An 18,132-nucleotide genomic window follows, 5' to 3' on the forward strand; every position below is an offset into this window, starting at 1 on the left:
CGAAGAATCTGAACGCCGAGCCTTCGACGGTTCGGCTCAATAACCAGAGATCCTCGTTGTCCTGTCGCTTTGCGGCCAAGCGCGTTTGAGTGTGATTAAGCGCGATTAAGCACTGTCGAACAGTGCTCTCAAACTCCGCGAACTGCGGAAATGCGGTAAATCGCACTATATCGAACTGCGGAAATGCGGTAAAATGGACTTCATTGTACTGCGGAAATGCGGTAAAACCTGCTACGGCGAACTGCGGAAATGAGGGTGCGGCTATGTTTAAGAGGAAGATATATCAGGCTTTGCTTGATTGGAAGGCTCAGTCCAATGGCAGGACGGCACTGCTCGTTGAGGGGGCGCGGCGAGTGGGCAAATCGACCGTTGTGGAGGAATTCGCCAAAAAAGAATATCGTAGTTATATTCTTATTGATTTTGCAGAGGCGCCTCGTGATGTTCGTGAGCTTTTCGATGACATCTCTGATTTGAGCTATCTTTTCCTGCAGTTGCAGCTACGCTATGCGGCTAGGCTATTTGAGCGGGAATCTCTTATCATCTTCGATGAGGTGCAATTGTGTCCGTCGGCACGGCAGGTGATCAAGAAACTTGTCAAAGATGGTCGATATGACTACATCGAGACCGGCTCTCTCATCTCGATTCGCAAAAATACTCAGGACATCCTTATCCCGAGTGAAGAGCAGCGAGTGCAGATGCGTCCGATGGATTACGAAGAATTCACCTGGGCGCGTGGCGATAACAGCACTGTCCCGTTGCTGCGCGAGGCATTCAACTCTCGAACACCTCTGGGGGATCAGCTTAACCGTAAGCTTATGCGAGATTTTCGCCTATATATGCTTGTTGGGGGTATGCCTCAAGCTGTCGAGGCATATCTACAGACGAACAATCTGATGGATGTAGATACGGTCAAGCGCACAATTATCGATTTGTATGAAGAGGACTTTCACAAGATTAGTCCCTCAGGAATGTTGTCTATGCTTTTCGATGCGATACCGGCGCAGCTTGCGAAAAAATCTTCACGCTATCAAGTGTCGAGTGTTCTTGCGAACTATCGAGCAAAAGACATTCTTGAAGAGATTGCGCAGCTCCGCGATTCAAAAACAGTGCTTGTTTCCTATCATGTAGATGATCCCAATATAGGTTTGTCTTCAAGTATCGATTTGGAGAAGTTCAAATTATATCTGGCTGACACAGGTCTTTTCGTGACGCTTGCATTCAAAGATGCGTCGTTCACTGACAACATTGTGTATAAGAAACTCCTATCCGACCAGTTATCCGCAAATCTGGGAATGCTCTATGAAAACGTTGTTGCACAGGAGCTTACTTCCCAAGGCAAGGGCCTCTTCTATCACACTTGGCCCAAGGACGGAGCAAATCGTAATTATGAGATTGACTTCATTGTACCCGATGGTAAGAAGATTTGCCCTATCGAGGTTAAGTCATCGAATTATCGAACGCATGCATCACTAGATGACTTTGCCATCAAGTTCCATTCACGTGTTGGTAAGCAGTATCTTGTGCATACTAAGGATCTTCGTAAAGATGGGGCCATCACTTGCGTTCCCACTTATATGACGTGTTTTCTGTAATGCGGCATATGCGTCATGAAGGCTCACATGGGCCTGTTTCGAAACTGAATATCTGAGCGTGGCTTTCAGTCCACATGTGGTCTTAAGACCACGCTGAGCGTTTCGTGAGCGTGGTATCTGCTCCACGGCATGGCGTTATAACCACGCTCACGCTCTCAGTGTGGCATTTACGCCACATGTGGATTCACAGCCACGCTGCGAACACAGTCAGCGTGGTTTTCAGTCCACATGTGGATTCGGGGCCACTGAAGGCACTATGTATGTGTCGCAGACAATAAGCGCGTAGTGGTGTCTTAATGACGCCAGACATATAGCTACATGCGGCGGCGCATGTGATACGCGAACCATTATTTCTATGGTGATTTCAGCAGCTGATTAATGGAGATTGCAGCTCAAAACTTCGTCACCCCCCCCCTAAACACCCCTCTGAAAAAGGCGTCCGGGGGGGGGTATCTGTTTATGCAGTGATTAATTCCGATGTGATACGCGAATAACGGGATTCAGGCATTGGAAGATGGAGAGCTGGTATGAACGATGATCGGCATGGAAACTTGCGTCACAAATTGATGGCGCTTGCTGTGTCCGTAGCACTATTGCTGGGCACGGGGACGACTGGTACGGCCTTGGCCATGGAGTCGCCTGAAGCTAATTCCTCTTCCGCAGCACAGACGAATGAGGCACGCCCTAGTAAGGGTCGATTCCCCCGTCTTGAAGCGACGACTCAAGCCGAAGCGGTGGCTCAAGCTGATAGTCAAGCCGGTCAACCGATAGCTACTGCGCAATCTGATACTCCAATGACTCCGGAGCAGGCGAAAGATTACCCGCATTTCGGCCAATGGGGCACCAATATGGTGGTGAAACACAAGGCTCAGGGAGAAAGCGAATGGCAAGACGTTGATCTCAGCCAAGGTGATTCCTCGGTGGATGAGGGCGACGATTTGTATTTCGGCTTGGAATATACAGTTCCCGAAGATGGCCTGAAAATGGCTGATGGCACAACCACGACCACAATGGTGTTTGAGTTGCCCAAAACAGTGAAAACCAATGCGGTTTCCGGCAAGGTTATGCAGAATAACGAACAAGTCGGCACATACACCATTGCCAAAGGGCTGATCACTATTGATTTCAATGATGATTTTGCCAAGAAGAACTGGGCAGAGCCTGCCGGTGACGGTCAGGAAATTGATGGCTCGTTGTCGTTCGAGGGATCCGTCGATTTTAACGCTGGAGATAAGGACGACGAGTTTGAGATTCCTGTGCCTGGCGGACAAGACCATACCGTAATCATCAAAAATAAGTATGACGTCACCGTATCTAAGCGGGTGCAGAGTCAGGACAATACGAAAGGCACTGTCACCTATGTGGTGGAGGTTAGCAGCAAGTACGGCACCAAGGAAGACGTGTCGTTTAAGGACGTGATGACAGGCCCAGACGGCAATCCGTTGCAGTTTGACGGCTCTGGAGCGTTTACTGTTACCGATGAGGATGGCCAGCCAGTTCAGGTGACTGCTCCTAGTGATGGGGCTTCGGAGTTCAACCTCACATTGCCGAAGATGGATCCCGGTGATAAATACATCATTACTTACACCGCCAAGTTGGATAACCTGCCCACCGATGGCAAAACCACCGTCAATAACAAGGCCAGCGTGGATTCCGGCAAGGACTATCACGATGAGCACAGCGTGGATACTTCATTCGAGCAGAAACCTTCCGTAAGTAAGCAAGGCTCCGACCCTGACGACAACGGCTTGCGCACATGGACCATTACGGTGAATAAAGAACAATACGACATCGATGGTTACACGCTCAGCGACATTCTCGGTGACGGCATGAAGATTGAAGGCGACGTAACCATCACGCCGTCCGATGGACAGTCTTTTACTGCGATATTGCCTTACACGTTTGGTAGCAATGCAAGCGATAGTAACACCAAAGCTACGTACACTATCACCTACAAAACCAGTTTCAATGGTCAAGCAAATAACGAGCGCAATACCGCTATACTGACGCCACCGAATGGTCCGGATGATTGCACTACTAATCCTTGGCAAGACGGCTGCTCCAGCAGCGGTGACATTTGGAAGGATGGTAATGGCCTGACAAAAACCGGTGATATTAAACCGGTGCAGCCGGACTCTAAGACAATCGCCATGTCATGGTCAGTAGGCATCGATGCGCGGAACGCCAACATCACCGCACCGTGGAAGTACGTTGACGAACTGCAGCAGCCTCAAAACGGTCAACATGTCATGTTGACGTCCTTGGAGGCGCTGAAGCAATCGGTGATTGATGCGTTTAGGGCGGCGGGGATCACCGCTGCCAGCGACAGCAATATTCAGGTTGCTTTTACCTATGGCACTGGTGATTTGACTGATAAGGCTATAGGTTTCACTGTGTCATCCGATACGTTAGCTATTCCGAAGGGGACGAAAGTCTCGTTTAATTACGAGTCACAAGGCGTTCTGCCCGCGAATGTCGGCGAATGGGGAGTTAACTACGGCAACAAGGGCACTCTTGGTGGTTTGTCTACCAATCCGTCGCTGAACTATAAGCCTGAGGAAGAAGTCGGAGAAACCACCATCGAGAAAACCGACGTTTCTGCTTCGGGAGACAAAACTCAGCATGATTATGCTTGCGGTGCGAATGAAGACCAAAATAACTGTTCGCCGCTGGGAGTGACAACGAATACCACCCGAGTAAAGCATTTCCTGTCATGGAATATCGCTGTTCAGGTGCAGAGCGGTGCACGCGTTAATGATGTGACTGTCATTGAGACTCTGCCCAAGGGGCTGACGTTACTGGACGATACCGATCAGGGCACAATCAAGGTGAAAAATCAGTGGGGTGGCTCTGAGTCAAAAACCATTACCGGTGGCCTGACGATTGCCTCAGAGAACCTGCAAAATAGTGATTCGGTGGCGTTTGCGGGCAATGGTAGCGTCACGGTGACCGGTGCTGATGGCAAATCGTATACGCTGAACGCAGCCCAGTCAGATCAGACAATCAGGATTACTTTACCTGCAGCGTTCCTGCAAGCTATAGGTAATGGCACCATCAACCTTGGTGTTAATGCTGCCATTGATGCAGATCAGTTCCCGGGCAGCGATGACAAGGCTGTGCAACGTGTCTATGGCAATACCGCAACAGTGCAGTATCAAGTGAACGGCAAGGACGAGTCCAAGTCAGATTCGCAGACCCAGGTTGTCGATTCAGAGGAACTCAAGAACGTTGTCCGCAAGCAGTCAAGCAAGGAAGATGGCAATGAAATTACCTACTGGGTCACGATAAACCCTGATGCTAAGTGCTTGACTTCCGAAAATGCCGATGATGCAACAGGTGATGATGCTTCCGGCAATACGTCTGGATCCTGTGCGCCTGAGACGTTAACAGTGAAGGATGTGTTGTCGTATTCCAGCTACGGGAATGACCCTAACAGTGGAGCGGGAATCGAAGCGACGCTGGTGCCTGGCAGCGTGAAGTTGTATGGGTACGACGAAAGCGTGACGAAGAACAATAGCGGTAACGCATGGGATTCTTGCACTTTGGAATACGTCAACATTCCATGCAAGGGAGACCTACTTAACGATAAACCGTCCTACACTTACGACAGCGATCATACGAGTGCACAACAGTATCGTGAAACGCTAAACATTACTGTTCCCAATAAGACCGCAATGGTTGTCGAATATACATATCGCTTGTCGGCGGATAAATTGGGAAGCAACGGCACAATCAACAATAGTGCGTCTATTCTTGGCAAAACTGCCTCAAAGGATAACCAGCAGGTTGAAATTGAGAATAGTGGTGCCCACGCCACAACGTTCGGAGTCAGCCTATACAAGGTAGATGCTGATAATTCAGGTGATTTCCTTGCAGGTGCCGAATTCGAGTTGTATCGGTACGACCCAGATGCCTCTGACAGTGGTGCTGATGGGTATCGCAAGATTAATACGGCTCCGTTGATCAGTGACAGTAACGGCAAGGTGGATATCCATGATGCCAAAACGGTTGAGGCTGATGAGCCGAATTTCAATATCGCTTACAAGCTGGTAGAAACCAAAGCGCCCGATGGATATGAAATCGCATCAAATGACGCCTACTACTTCATGGTTGTTGACGATGACGAGGAACGGTATCCGGTAATCGCTCCGGAAGGTTTTAACGGCAATCGCTACCACTCAGGTGATTTCTTCTACGTCAAGAACAAGAAAACCAGTGACGTGGCGTTGCCGGAGACGGGTGGTGTTGGTGTTTCTGGTTTTGTCGTGGGCGGTTTGCTTGCGGTGAGTGTCGCGGTGGGTGGTTTGTCCATTGCGATGCGGGATGTGGCGAGGGCAAGGAGGTCGCGCGGGCGTATTTCCTAGGCTTCGCAGCCTGAGTTCATGTTTTTCGATGTTTGTAATGCTTCATGTCAATATCAGCGAAAGGAAATGAGATGAAGAAGTTCTATAGGGCCTTGACGGCGTTGATTGCCGCTGTGGCCATGTTGTTTGCCGGTGGCGTGGTGTTCGCCGGCACCGCGATGGCGGATGCGAAGTATTCGATCACGATTGAGAATGAGAAGACGGGTCATAGTTATAAGGCGTATCAGATTTTCTCGGGTACGCTTGGCGGCAATGGTTCGGACGATGCGAATCCGTCCCTTGGCAATATTCAGTGGGGCAGCGGCATCACCGAGGCTGGGCGTACGGCCTTGATCGCCAAGTATTTGAATGGTGCCGAGGGTAAGACGGCGAAGGATGTCGCCGATTATCTTGCTGCGAACAAGGGCGTGGTGCGTGAGTTCGCCGAACTCATCGGCGGCAAGGGCAACGCAGCAGGGTATCTCGGTACCGTTGCTGGGGAGGCGACTGTGCCGAGCGATGGCAAGTATGTTATTTCGGGCCTTTCCGCTGGTTATTACCTGGTGAAGGATGATTCCAATCTGGCTGATCAGGATGATGCGAATTCCGCGTACATCCTCGATGTGGTCGATAACGTCACGGTGAAGCCGAAGTCCGAGACTCCGACCGTGGATAAGAAGGTCCATGACACCAAGCAGGACGGCGCCACCAGTGAGCAGGAGGAAGGCAACACCGGCACTGATGGGTGGGGTGAGACCGCCGATCATGCGATCAACCAGTCCTTCCAGTTCAAGCTGACCGCGAACCTGCCCGCCGACAACAACTGGGATGCCTACCCGACCTATAAGGTCGTGTTCACGGATACGATGTCCACGGGCATCACCTTCGAGAACATCGCTAGCGTGAAGGTCGACGGCATCGCAGTGTCTGCTGGTGAAGCAAACAACCAGTACCAGAAGACCATCAACGACAACACGGACGCCGGCGCGAATGGCACGAGTTGGACTTTGACCATCAATGACATCAAGAGCGTCACGGGTGAGAGTGGCAAAAAGCCGGATCTGACTGATGGCGCGACCATCGAGGTCATCTACAACGCGCACCTGAACAAGGACGCGCAGGTGACTGACACCACCGGTAGCGCCACGACCAATAAGAACGGCGTCTCCCTGCAGTACTCCAACAATCCGAACGGTGATGGTCTTGGCAAGACCGAGGGGCCGGACGTGTATGTTTACACCTTCAAAATCGCCAACACCAAGATGGATGGCAAGGGCACTGAAGACACCGGAGACGATACCGCTCTGGCGAACGTCGGGTTCAGACTTTACTCGGATAAGGATGCGACCCAAGAGATCAAGCTGTCCAAGAATACGGATGGCACCTACTCGCCGATTGCCGATCAGGCGAATGGTGAGGGCGTGGAGATGAAGTCTGGTTCCGATGGCACGTTCGATATCGTGGGGCTTGACGCGGGCACCTATTATCTCAAGGAGACCTCGCCCCTACCCGGCTACGATGGGCTTCCGACCCGCACGATCACCATTGTCGCAAAGCACAAGCTTAATCCTGACAAGACTCCCACGGTCGATTTGACGGGCAGCTCCAATATGAGCAACAAGTTGGTGAACCAGCCGGGTTCGAGTCTGCCGTCCACGGGTGGCATGGGCACCATGATCCTATATGCGGCTGGTATTGCCGTGGTTGTGTTTGCGGGTCTTGGTTTGGCTGTGACGTTGCGTAAGCGTCAGAGCCGTCGCTGAACCAAATACTGAACCAACATGGTTCGCCACATATCGCAATAATTGAACCCCTTGTCCCGTCGGGGTTATGACGGGGCGTTCGCTCTCTTCCCGTGCTGGACGATGATGGTTCGGCATGGGAAGAGGGCACATTCCAAGTTTTTCATATTGTTGAGGGAGAGGGTTTCGATGGCTGCTGGTTCCAGGAGACTGCGGGGGTGGCTTGCGTGTATGGCCGCGTTGCTCGCCTCCCTGTTGTGTGTAGCGGGTTTGGGCAATGTCGCCCATGCCGATGACCAGGCCGTGACCGGTTCCGGGTCGATCACGTTCGAATACAAGCATGACGGTGATCCCGTGCCCGGTGTGAAGGTCGACCTATACCGAGTTGCCACATGGTCCAAGGATTGGCAGGCCCAGCCAACCGAGGATTTCAAGAACTATGAGGTGGCTTGGCCCGACCTGACCACCATGGGCCAGAACGAGTTGCGTGATTTGGCGAATACGCTCGCCTCGTACGCGCAGCGCGACGGTATCAAGCCGTTGGCTTCGGGCGAGACCGATGCGAATGGCGAGTATACGTTCTCGGATCTGCCGGATGGCCTGTATCTGCTGGTGTACGGCTCGTACAAGGATGGCGATCTGTCGTGCGATGCGGGTGCTCTGCTGGTTTCCCTGCCGACGAGCACGGACAAGGATAATACGGTCGAAGGCGTCAACGTGACGGTCGAGCCGAAGACCGAGTGCGAGACTACACCGTCGACTCCTCCCGAAAAGGATATCGAGATCAAGGTCGTCAAGGTTTGGAATGACGGCAACGATTCGGAGCACAAGCGTCCGTCGCAGGTTGTCGTCCAGTTGCTCAGGGATGGAAAAGTGTGCGACGAGGTCGTGCTCGACGAGTCCAATAACTGGGCGCATATCTGGACGGGTCTTGATCCGGGCCACGAGTGGAGCGTGGTGGAGAAGAGTGTGCCGGACGGTTACACGGTCATCATCGACCGTGAAGGTCTGACCTACACCATCACCAACACGTATACCCCGCCGACGACGACGCCTGGTGAGAATCCGCCATCGGAGAATCCTCCCACGACGCCGCCTTCTCCAGATGAAATCAGCAAAACCGGTGCTGATGTTGTTCGTGCTGTTGTAATAATTTTTGGATTGATTGGTTGTGGTGTGACAATGAAAATCTTTGTTAAAAAGGGCCTATCTATTGATGGCCGTATGGTTTGGATTTATTCATTTGGTGTATTGGTATTTTTCCTATATGTGGCGCTTGTGCTTATGGGGTGTTTGACCCAAGATTTTGTTGTGGCGTTGCCGCCATTCGTCGCTGCAGCATTTCTGGCGATTTGGAATTTGTCATTGTTGTGGATAGGGCATGAGTGCGTAAAGAAGCGTGTCCTTTATGTTTGGATGCCGCTATTGTTTGCGATTGTGGGATTGGTGTTAACCATCTGGATATATGCCACCCAAGTGACGGGTCTTGGTATAGGCAAGGTTATTTATGCGTGTATTCTTCCGATACTTAACGCTTTGCCTGGCTTTATCAAGTTTATTGCTAGTAAGGATAAGGAGAATGCTGGGAAGGTGTGGTTGAATGTATTGTTGTCAGTTGCTTATTTGGCCATTTTTGTAGCATTATGCGTTGGGTTTGTTCTAATGTGAGTTTTCTGTATTGTTTGTAAATTATCAGGAAATGTACAAGAATAATCCTTGCCATCGTAGGCGTGTTGATTGGGGTTTGCGTCTGCTGGTGGTGTTTTTCGTTGTGTTGTTGGTGGCGGGGATTGGGCTGTTGGCGTATCCGTCGGTATCGGATTGGTGGAACAGGTTGCATCAGTCGTATGCGGTGGCCTCGTACATCGAGCGGGCGGATGACATGACTGCGCGCGAACGCGAACGATTGCTGGAGGAGGCTCATGCGTATAACGAGCGCCTGTTGGAGTCGGCGGAGGGAAACCAGTCGGCTCGTTGGAACGACCTGCTGCGCGCCAACGGGGACGAGGAGGCTCTCAAGCGGTATGAGTCCGTGCTGGACATAACCGGTACGGGGATTATGGGGTACGTGACCGTTCCGAAATTGAAGGTCAGGTTGCCTATCTATCACGGTACGGATGACGCGGTTTTGCAGATCGCTGTGGGTCATCTGCCGGGCAGTTCGCTTCCCGTGGGCGGCGTGGGCACGCATGCGGTGGTGTCCGGGCACACGGGTTTGCCGAGCGCGCGCCTGCTGACCGGTCTGGACGAGCTGGCGGAAGGTGACACGTTCGCGTTCCATGTGCTGGACGGGACGTACACGTATGAGGTGGACCATGTCAGCGTGGTCTTGCCGGACGAATTGGACGACTTGGATATCGTGCCGGGGAAGGATTATGCGACGTTGGTGACGTGCACGCCGTACGGGGTGAACTCGCATCGTCTGCTCGTGCGCGGGCACCGCATCCCCAACCCAAGCGTCGCGGATGATGTGTCGTATCCCTCGCCGGACAACATGATCCTCCAGGTCGTAGCCGTTGCCGGTGCGCTGTTGGTATTGGCCGCGGTGGCGGCCGTCATATTGGCGGCCAGACACAAGCGGCATACGAAACGTCAACCAAAGAACACGGTGTGATAAGCGCCGCGATACAATAAACGTACCAAATGGGTTTTGGAAGGATGGTGTAAAAGTGTCGTCGTTTGGGCGTGGTGTGTTCAGTGATGGTGTGGTGGCGTATCTGGCGTCCTTGCCGGTGGTGGCCTCGGTGTCGCGTGAGCGGATCGTGTATGCGGACGGGTTCAAGGTGGAGTGTATGCGCCGGTATTGCGCGGGTGAGCGTGCGTCGGCGATTTTCCGTTCGGTGGGTTTGGGTCCGAAGCTGGTGGGTGCCAAGCGTGTGGAGCGTTGCGTGAACCGGTGGCGGCATGACGAGTCGATCATGCGCCGCGCCCTCGGCCAGGACACCGACAGCGAAACCGACGGCCAGACAACCGACAACAACACCAACAACACAACAGTCAACCCCAATATGGATGAATTAGACGACACCACAGGAAAAGCACTTGCTACACGGGTCCGAGATATTGAGCGGCAAGTTGTTGTACTGCGCCAACAGCTTGCCGCGTTGGGGTATACCGGTGAAGAAACGGAAGGCGATCCGGCTTATTAATTGCCTTGCGGCTCGTCGGCGAAACCGACGAAGAGGTTGTCCCGCCAGGTCACATGCGATCCGGTCGGATGCCAGTTGGCTGTGCGTGGAACAACATCGCCGCCTGCCCCAGCCTCATCATTGATGAACACGTTGCGCTCGATCAGGGCCACGCCGTCGGCACGATTATCCTGATCGCGCAGCGGATTGCAGTCCGGGCCCAAGATAAACACGTTGTCGTGCACATGGGCATCCGGGTTGCGCGGAATATCGATCGCGCCCATCAGATCATGACGCGCCACGTTATGGCGGAAGACCGAATTCACGGCCATCTCATTGCAGAACATCACGGTGCCGCCCGTATTGCCCGACGAATAGTTGTGCTGATATACCGTGCCATCACCGTAGTCTGCGTCCCAAGCCTGCCCGTCGCCGTTGCCGCGTTCGGCATTGAGCGTGTCGTAGGCCTGATTGTATTCAAACAGCGCGTTCTTGCAGCGCCATGGCCAGATTGCCGCCGCCACGCGCCCGTCATCGGTGGCCGAATAAATATCGGAGCAAATCTGCCTCGCCGCACGCCGCGAAATATTATGCCGAATAATCGGCCTGTCACAATACATCACGGTGATTGCGTCGCCGCCGACATCCTCGACCACATTGTCTTCGATCAGCACATTCGTAGCACCATAGCGCGCAATCGTCGCGTCAGCGATGGTGCCGTCGCCATAGTCGAACTTGTTGGTCCACTGCCCAAGGCGGTCGCGCTGCCCGCCGTCAATGTAGTTGAGATATGCGGTGTATCCAACGGCGATGCCCCAGCGCGACGTTTGACGCACCTGGCAGTCGCGCACCGTAACGTCATCGAAGCGTGCGATATTCGATTCGACCGTTGCCGGATCGGTGGGGAAGTGGGCCATCATATAGATGCCGCCGTTGGCCATGTGTTTGTTGTAGACATTGCCGTCCACATCGTGCACGTTGAGCCGTTCCAGCACCACATGCTGCACAGTGCCGGCGTTTTCGGCAATAACGGCCACACCGGTGCGGTCCATGACGGCAAGATCGTTATAGGCCAGTCCGTCAGCATCGTCGATGCGACGATTGGTGATGTCCAGATCACGTACTTCGACCCACGCCATGTCGCGCAACAGCAGTGCCGTGGACACGTCACCCTTGTTCTTGTGCGGAGCGCCGCCGATTGGCGCGTGGTAATCCTGATGCCATACGCCACTACCATCCGCTTGGATGGACGGCAACGGCGCATCCGCTGGTCCATAAGCACCAATCACAATCGGCTGGCCGGGCGCGCCCGAACCGGTGGGATGCAGATATTGGCCTTGGAATATGGAACCTCGTTCCAGCAGCACTTGATCGCCGGGTTGGAGCGTCAGCGCATTCACCGCAGACAGCGTGGCGAACGGGAGATTTGAATCAGTGCCGGGATTGGCGTCGTTGCCGGTGAGGGAAGAAACATAATAGATGGTCATGGGGCGCTCCTTTGCGTATGACTGGTTAGTTTGGATATAGAGAGCTGCGATTGGTCGAGGGCGATTAGGGGCTGAGTCGGGAACAATCGGGACAAGCTGCGTTACGCGACGATTCGTAAGCCGTGGGTTGTGGATGGTATCGGTACTTTGGATGGTATCGGTACTGCGGATGATGCCGATGTCGCAGATAGTACTGCTGTTAGTGCGGCTGTATGTCACCAGCTCTGCGTCGCATCAGCATTCCACGACGTTGACGGCGAGACCTCCTTTGGATGTTTCCTTATATTTGGCCATCATGTCTTCGCCGGTCTGCTTCATGGTGGCGATGGCCTGATCAAGGGTGACGATGTGCGAGCCGTCGCCAAGCATGGCCATGCGCACGGCGTTGATGGCGGTGTTCGCGGCCATGGCGTTGCGTTCGATGCAGGGGATCTGCACCAGCCCGCCCACCGGATCGCAGGTCAGCCCCAGATTATGCTCGATACCGATTTCGGCCGCGTTTTCCACTTGGCTGGGAGTGCCGCCCATCACCGCACACAGTCCAGCCGCCGCCATCGAACATGCCGAACCAACCTCGCCCTGGCAGCCGACCTCCGCACCGGAGATGGAAGCGTTGCGTTTGAACAGGTATCCGATGGCACCGGCGGTGAGCAGGAATTCGCGCACGCCCTGCATGTTCGCGTTGGCGACGAAGTGCCAATAATAATGGAGCACCGCAGGGATGATGCCGGCCGAACCGTTGGTGGGTGCGGTGACGATGCGCCCGCCGCCGGCGTTCTCTTCGCTGACGGCCAGTGCGAACAGGTTCACCCATGCGGCGTCGGAGGATTCAAGCACCGCGTCGATGCGCTGGGAATTGCGGCGCAGCACGTCGGAGTTCGAGGCGAGACGACGGTACATTTTTGGCGCGCGCCGGGGCACGTCAAGTCCGCCGGGCAGCGTGGCCTCGCGCGAGGTGCAGCCGTGGTTCACGCATTCGCGCATCACACGCCAGATATTGTCGATTCGGTCGTTCACCTGTTTGGCTGGCATGGTGGCCGTTTCGTTGGCCCACACGATATCGGCGATGCTCATATTGTGCGTGTGGCACAACGCCATGAGCTCGTCGCTGGAAGAGAATGGATATGGCGCGGCCGTCATGGCGTCGCCAGCTGTGCCAGTATCAGCTGCGTCGGTGTCAGCAGCATCAGCAACGTCGGCAAAGCTGGTACCTGCGGGCGGCTGATCATGAATGCCGATGATCGGATCATCCGGTTTACCTTGGCGCACGAAACCGCCGCCGATCGAATACCAAACCTGTTCGCTCAGCAGACGGCCATCCGCGTCGAATGCTTGAAAACGCATGCCATTGGGGTGGGCGGCCATGCGCTGCCACATTTCAAATGTCATGTCGCGCTCATAGTTGAAGGCTATGCGATGAGCGCCGGGGGAGCTCTGATCAGCAGTCTCAAGATTGCTGTTGGAATTGTTGCCAAGGTCGCTGTTGTGGCCGTCGTCAGAGCCAAGACCAGCGCCAAGATCGCCACCAAGACTGCCGCCGAGGTTCAGCGTATTATCCAGCGCGCAGGTTTCGCGGATACGCAACATATGCTGCGTATCCACAGTGGCCGGCAGGTTACCTTCAAGCCCGGCCATAATGGCCCGATCAGTGCCGTGCCCCAAACCGGTGAGCGCCAGAGAGCCATAAAGCGTGGTCGCCACACGGCTGACCTGCGGCAGGTAATGATCGCGCTGCAGTGAGGCGACGAAATCATGAGCGGCCACCATCGGGCCGACCGTATGCGAAGAAGAAGGTCCCACGCCGATGGTGAACATATCGAGCACGCTAAACATCATGCCTCCGTTAGTGGTGCTGTTGCAGTGGCGCAGCGCTGAATAATCTGTGCTCGCCGACAGTTGCCAGTCTATCTATTTCTTAATTGTAAACTTTGTTTCGTAATTACGCTGCAGGGTGTGTGGCGAACGCTGGCCGAATCTTAGGCGTTGCAACGGGGCGCGCTGAATTTGTTAGCAAGGTTGACATTTAAGAAAGTTCGCAATAATATCGTTCACAGTTGTCACGCCGAAGTGGCAGCGCACAATCGAAGGAGATAGAGATTATGGTATCGCACAACAAGCGCATCATTGCCTCTTTGGCGGCTGTCGCCATGATGGGTGTTGGTCTTGCTGCCTGCGGCAACGACACCGCCAACACCGACAATCCCTCGTCCGATGGAGGGGTCGTCAACATTACGTACATGCACCGTCTGCCTGATAGCGATGGCATGACGCTGGTCAAGGACATTGTGGCCAAGTGGAACAAGGATCATCCGAACATTCAGGTTACGGCCACCAAGTTCGACGGCAATGCCTCCGATATGATCAAGAAGCTTGAAACCGACGTCAAGGCCGGCAACGCCCCCGATCTGGCGCAGGTCGGCTACGCCGAGGTCCCCGAGGTCTTCACCAAGGGCCTGCTGCAGGATGTGACCGATGAGGCCGCCAAGTATCAGGATGATTTCGCTTCCGGCCCGTTCTCGCTGATGCAGGTGGGTGGCAAGACCTACGGTCTGCCGCAGGATACCGGCCCGCTGGTTTACTTCTACAACAAGGCTGAGTTCGATAAGCTCGGCATCACCGAAGTTCCGCAGACCAAGGACGACTTTATCGCCGCCGCCAAGACCGCTGCGGCCGCCGGCAAGTACATCATGAGCTACCAGGCCGATGAGGCCGGCAACATGCTCTCCGGTCTGGCCGGTGCTTCCGAAGGCTGGTACAAGGTCGAAGGCGACTCCTGGGTAGTCAACACCGAGACCGACGGTTCCGAGGCTGTGGCTGACTTCTATCAGCAGCTGCTCGACGCCAAGGCCACCACTACCAATCCGCGTTGGGATCCGTCCTTCGACGCTTCCCTGCAGGATGGCTCGCTGATCGGCACTGTGGCCGCCGCTTGGGAGGCCCCGCTGTTCATGGATTCCTCCGGTGGCACTGGTTCCGGCGAATGGCAGGTTGCCCAGCTTGGCGACTGGTTCGGCAATAAGGGCAAGACCGGCCCCGACGGTGGTTCCGGTGTGGCCGTGCTGAAGGGCTCCGAGCATCCGGCTGAGGCCATGGAATTCCTCGACTGGTTCAACACCCAGGTCGAAGACCTCGTCTCCCAGGGCCTGGTTGTGGCCGCCACCACTGAGGAAGCCAAGACCCCGCAGAAGTGGTCTGAGTTCTTCGGCGGCCAGGACATCATGGCCGAGTTCGCTACCGCCAACGACAACATGGGCGACTTCACCTACATGCCCGGCTTCTCCGCTGTGGGTGCCGCGATGAAGGAAACCGCCGCCAAGGCTGTGGACGGCTCCGGCAAGGTCGCCGACGTCTTCTCCGTGGCGCAGACCACCTCCGTGGACACGTTGAAGAACCTCAACCTGTCCGTCAAGGAGTAACACATAGCTTGCAAGTGGGCCCCTCCCCACGCGTAAGCGTCCGATGCTGAAGCATCGTTTGAGCGAAAGGCCGGGGCAATCTCCGGCCTTTCGTGTATCCGCAGAGATTTCTTTTACTCCCTGCGCATGGGGCATGTGCGTGACGTGCCCTGCATATGTTTGCTTTCCGCTGTTTTAAGAGACAGGCGTATCAATCATGACTGCAACAACTTCAACGGTCGCGGCCGGCAAGGCGAAGCGCCGCGCGGCCAAGCCGAAGGCGTCTTTGGCCGCCAAACGCGAGAACCGCACCGGCTGGGCGTTTATGGCCCCCTTCGGTCTGCTTTTCGCATTCGTATTCATCCTGCCCATCATCTGGGCTGTGTACAACAGTTTCTTCCGTCAGGTCACCGAAGGCGGTGGCGCCTATGGTGGCGGTGAACTGGTCAACAAATTCGTCGGATTGGAGAACTTCCAGTACGTCATTACTTCGGGGCAGTTCTGGACAGGCGTGGGCCATGTGCTGATTTACACCGTCATCCAGGTGCCGATTATGATTATCGCCGCCCTGGCCTTGGCGATGGTGGTTGACTCCTTCGTGGTCAAGCACATCACCGGCTTCCGTCTGGGATACTTCCTGCCCTACGCCATCCCCGGCGTGGTGGCCTCGATCATCTGGGTCTACCTCTACAACGGGCAGATTTCGCCCATCGTCAAGGGCCTGGCTGCATTGGGCATCAACGTCGACTTCTTCGCTGACAATGTAGTGCTCGCCTCCATGGCCAACATCACCACATGGACCTTCACCGGCTACAACATGCTGATCTTCCTCGCCGCGCTGCAGGCCATTCCGCACGATCTCTACGAGGCTGCGCGCATCGACGGTGCCAACGGCTGGCAGATCGCCATGAAGATCAAGCTGCCCAACGTGCGCTCCGCCGCGCTGCTTGCCATGCTGCTGTCCATCGTGGGCACCATCCAGCTGTTCAACGAGCCTCAGGTTATGCAGATTTCCGATCCGGGCATCTCCAAGGCCTATACGCCGATGATGATGGCCATGAACACCTCGCAGGGCACCATCACCCCGTCCGGTGACGGACCGGCGTCGGCCATCGCCATCGTTATGGCCCTGATCGCAGGCGTGCTGGCCATGGCCTACGCCCTTATCGAGAGGAAGGTGAACGAACAATGAGCTCCGCAACCATGAGCGCCAAGCAGGCCGAGCGCGCGCGTAAGAAGGCCGAACGTCAGCTGGAGAAGCGTCGCGAGGCGGCCAAGAACGATCTGCCCCGCTCCATGCAGCCCTCGCTGCTGGTCAAGATCATCACCATTGTGGTGCTGTGTGCCGCGCTGATCTACTTCCTGTTTCCGATTTACTGGGCGATTATCGCCTCCACCAAAACGCCCTCGCAGATGACCGGCTCCAACGGCCTGTGGTTCGCCGTGGGGCTGGATCAGCTGCCTGATGCGATCGCCACGAATTATTCCAAGCTGCTTGGCTGGACCCGTGGCCAGTTCTGGCGCTGGGTGTTCAACTCTCTGGTTTACTCGGGCGTCTCCGCCTTTGTGGGCACCATCGTGGCCGTGATGGCCGGCTACGCCACCGCGAAGTTCAACTTCCGCGGCAAGAACGTCGCCATCGGCATCATCATGGGCTGCATGCTGATGCCGGCCGCACTGCTGACCATCCCGCAGTACTCCATCTTCCACTCCCTGCACCTGACCAACACGATGCTGTCGATTATCATCCCGTGCTGCGTGAGCCCGTTCGGCTTCTTCCTGGGCCGTGTGTATGCGCAGACCTCGGTGCCCGACGAACTGCTGGAAGCCGCGCGCATCGATGGCGCGGGTGAGGCGAGGATCTTCTTCACCATTGTGTTGCGTCTGCTGGCACCTGCCATGGTGACGATTTTCCTGTTCCTGTTCGTCGCAACATGGAACAACTTCCTGCTGCCGTTGATGATGGTGTCGTCCGACAGTTTGAAGCCGGTCACCTTGGGTCTTTACGGCATGGTTTCGCTGGCCACGTTCAACGATCGCGGTGCTCTGATGATGGGCGCACTGCTCGGCGTGCTGCCGGTGATCGTGCTGTTCCTCGGTTTGCAGCGCTACTGGCAGGCCGGTCTGGCGGCCGGTGCCGTCAAGGGCTGATCCTGATTGGGCGCGCGGGTGGAGCTGGCTGACCGATTCGTTCGTTCGGTTTGGCTGGCTCCGCGCCGGTGCCGATGATGGTCTTCGCCTCGAGCAAGGTCGAGCGTTCTGTGCAGTCGGGGACGTGCGACTGCGTTCGAGGCGTTTCGTTTGTTGCGGTATGGCTGTGTTGCAATGACGCGACATGGTCGTGTGCGAGTGTCGCCAAATTCAAGTAAATAGTCTTAACAAAATGATATGATTGGGCACAGCGCGATGAGTGCGCGGCCATTCATGCATAACGGGTACAAAGGA

At 55.1% G+C, this 18,132-nt stretch carries 11 protein-coding genes and 1 pseudogene; 9 read left to right on the forward strand and 3 right to left on the reverse strand.

The window, feature by feature from the left end; all coding sequences use genetic code 11:
• Positions 1 to 263 precede the first annotated feature (263 nt).
• From G1C95_RS11705 to G1C95_RS11730, 6 genes are all read left to right on the forward strand, one after another.
• Positions 264 to 1,592, forward strand: coding sequence for an ATP-binding protein (locus G1C95_RS11705; RefSeq protein ID WP_169173135.1), 1,329 nt, complete (start codon positions 264 to 266; stop codon positions 1,590 to 1,592).
• A 527-nt stretch (positions 1,593 to 2,119) separates the two neighbouring features.
• Positions 2,120 to 5,956, forward strand: coding sequence for a SpaA isopeptide-forming pilin-related protein (locus G1C95_RS11710; RefSeq protein ID WP_169173136.1), 3,837 nt, complete (start codon positions 2,120 to 2,122; stop codon positions 5,954 to 5,956).
• Positions 5,957 to 6,027: 71 nt separating this feature from the next.
• Positions 6,028 to 7,698 carry an isopeptide-forming domain-containing fimbrial protein gene (locus G1C95_RS11715; protein WP_169173137.1) on the forward strand — a complete coding sequence of 557 codons (1,671 nt, stop codon included), beginning with the start codon at positions 6,028 to 6,030 and terminating at the stop codon, positions 7,696 to 7,698.
• Positions 7,699 to 7,908: 210 nt separating this feature from the next.
• Positions 7,909 to 9,345 carry a Cna B-type domain-containing protein gene (locus tag G1C95_RS11720; RefSeq protein ID WP_169173138.1) on the forward strand — a complete coding sequence of 479 codons (1,437 nt, stop codon included), beginning with the start codon at positions 7,909 to 7,911 and terminating at the stop codon, positions 9,343 to 9,345.
• Positions 9,346 to 9,421: 76 nt separating this feature from the next.
• Complete coding sequence (locus tag G1C95_RS11725; protein ID WP_335341431.1) at positions 9,422 to 10,291, forward strand: class C sortase; 870 nt, start codon at positions 9,422 to 9,424, stop codon at positions 10,289 to 10,291.
• Positions 10,292 to 10,346: 55 nt separating this feature from the next.
• Positions 10,347 to 10,826, forward strand: a complete 480-nt coding sequence (locus tag G1C95_RS11730) for a hypothetical protein (protein WP_335341432.1) — start codon at positions 10,347 to 10,349, stop codon at positions 10,824 to 10,826.
• On the opposite strand, the gene G1C95_RS11735 is transcribed toward G1C95_RS11730, so the two are convergent.
• From G1C95_RS11735 to G1C95_RS12830, 3 genes and pseudogenes are all read right to left on the reverse strand, one after another.
• A complete protein-coding gene (locus G1C95_RS11735; protein WP_169173140.1) occupies positions 10,823 to 12,292 on the reverse strand; it encodes a right-handed parallel beta-helix repeat-containing protein in 1,470 nt (489 codons plus the stop codon). The two genes, G1C95_RS11730 and G1C95_RS11735, sit on opposite strands and share 4 nt — an antisense overlap.
• A gap of 234 nt (positions 12,293 to 12,526) precedes the next feature.
• Entirely contained in the window at positions 12,527 to 13,432 is a 906-nt protein-coding gene (locus G1C95_RS12825) for an L-serine ammonia-lyase (RefSeq protein ID WP_417852282.1), read from the reverse strand.
• A gap of 104 nt (positions 13,433 to 13,536) precedes the next feature.
• A pseudogene (locus G1C95_RS12830) lies at positions 13,537 to 14,125 on the reverse strand (serine dehydratase beta chain); the annotation flags it as partial.
• A gap of 266 nt (positions 14,126 to 14,391) precedes the next feature.
• Between G1C95_RS12830 and G1C95_RS11745 the strand changes: the two are divergent.
• The 3 genes from G1C95_RS11745 (at position 14,392) to G1C95_RS11755 (ending at position 17,838) form a co-directional block, all read left to right on the forward strand.
• Complete coding sequence (locus tag G1C95_RS11745) at positions 14,392 to 15,708, forward strand: ABC transporter substrate-binding protein (protein ID WP_169173141.1); 1,317 nt, start codon at positions 14,392 to 14,394, stop codon at positions 15,706 to 15,708.
• 196 nt (positions 15,709 to 15,904) lie between these two features.
• The gene (locus G1C95_RS11750; RefSeq protein ID WP_169173142.1) at positions 15,905 to 16,879 is read left to right on the forward strand and encodes a carbohydrate ABC transporter permease; all 975 of its coding nucleotides are present in this window, start codon (positions 15,905 to 15,907) and stop codon (positions 16,877 to 16,879) included.
• Positions 16,876 to 17,838 (forward strand): carbohydrate ABC transporter permease, encoded by a 963-nt coding sequence (locus G1C95_RS11755; protein WP_169173143.1) that lies wholly within the window; start codon positions 16,876 to 16,878, stop codon positions 17,836 to 17,838. Before G1C95_RS11750 ends, G1C95_RS11755 begins: the two co-directional genes overlap by 4 nt.
• Positions 17,839 to 18,132: the final 294 nt, after the last annotated feature.

Origin of the sequence: Bifidobacterium oedipodis (assembly GCF_012932425.1) — a bacterium.
Classification (GTDB): domain Bacteria; phylum Actinomycetota; class Actinomycetes; order Actinomycetales; family Bifidobacteriaceae; genus Bifidobacterium; species Bifidobacterium oedipodis.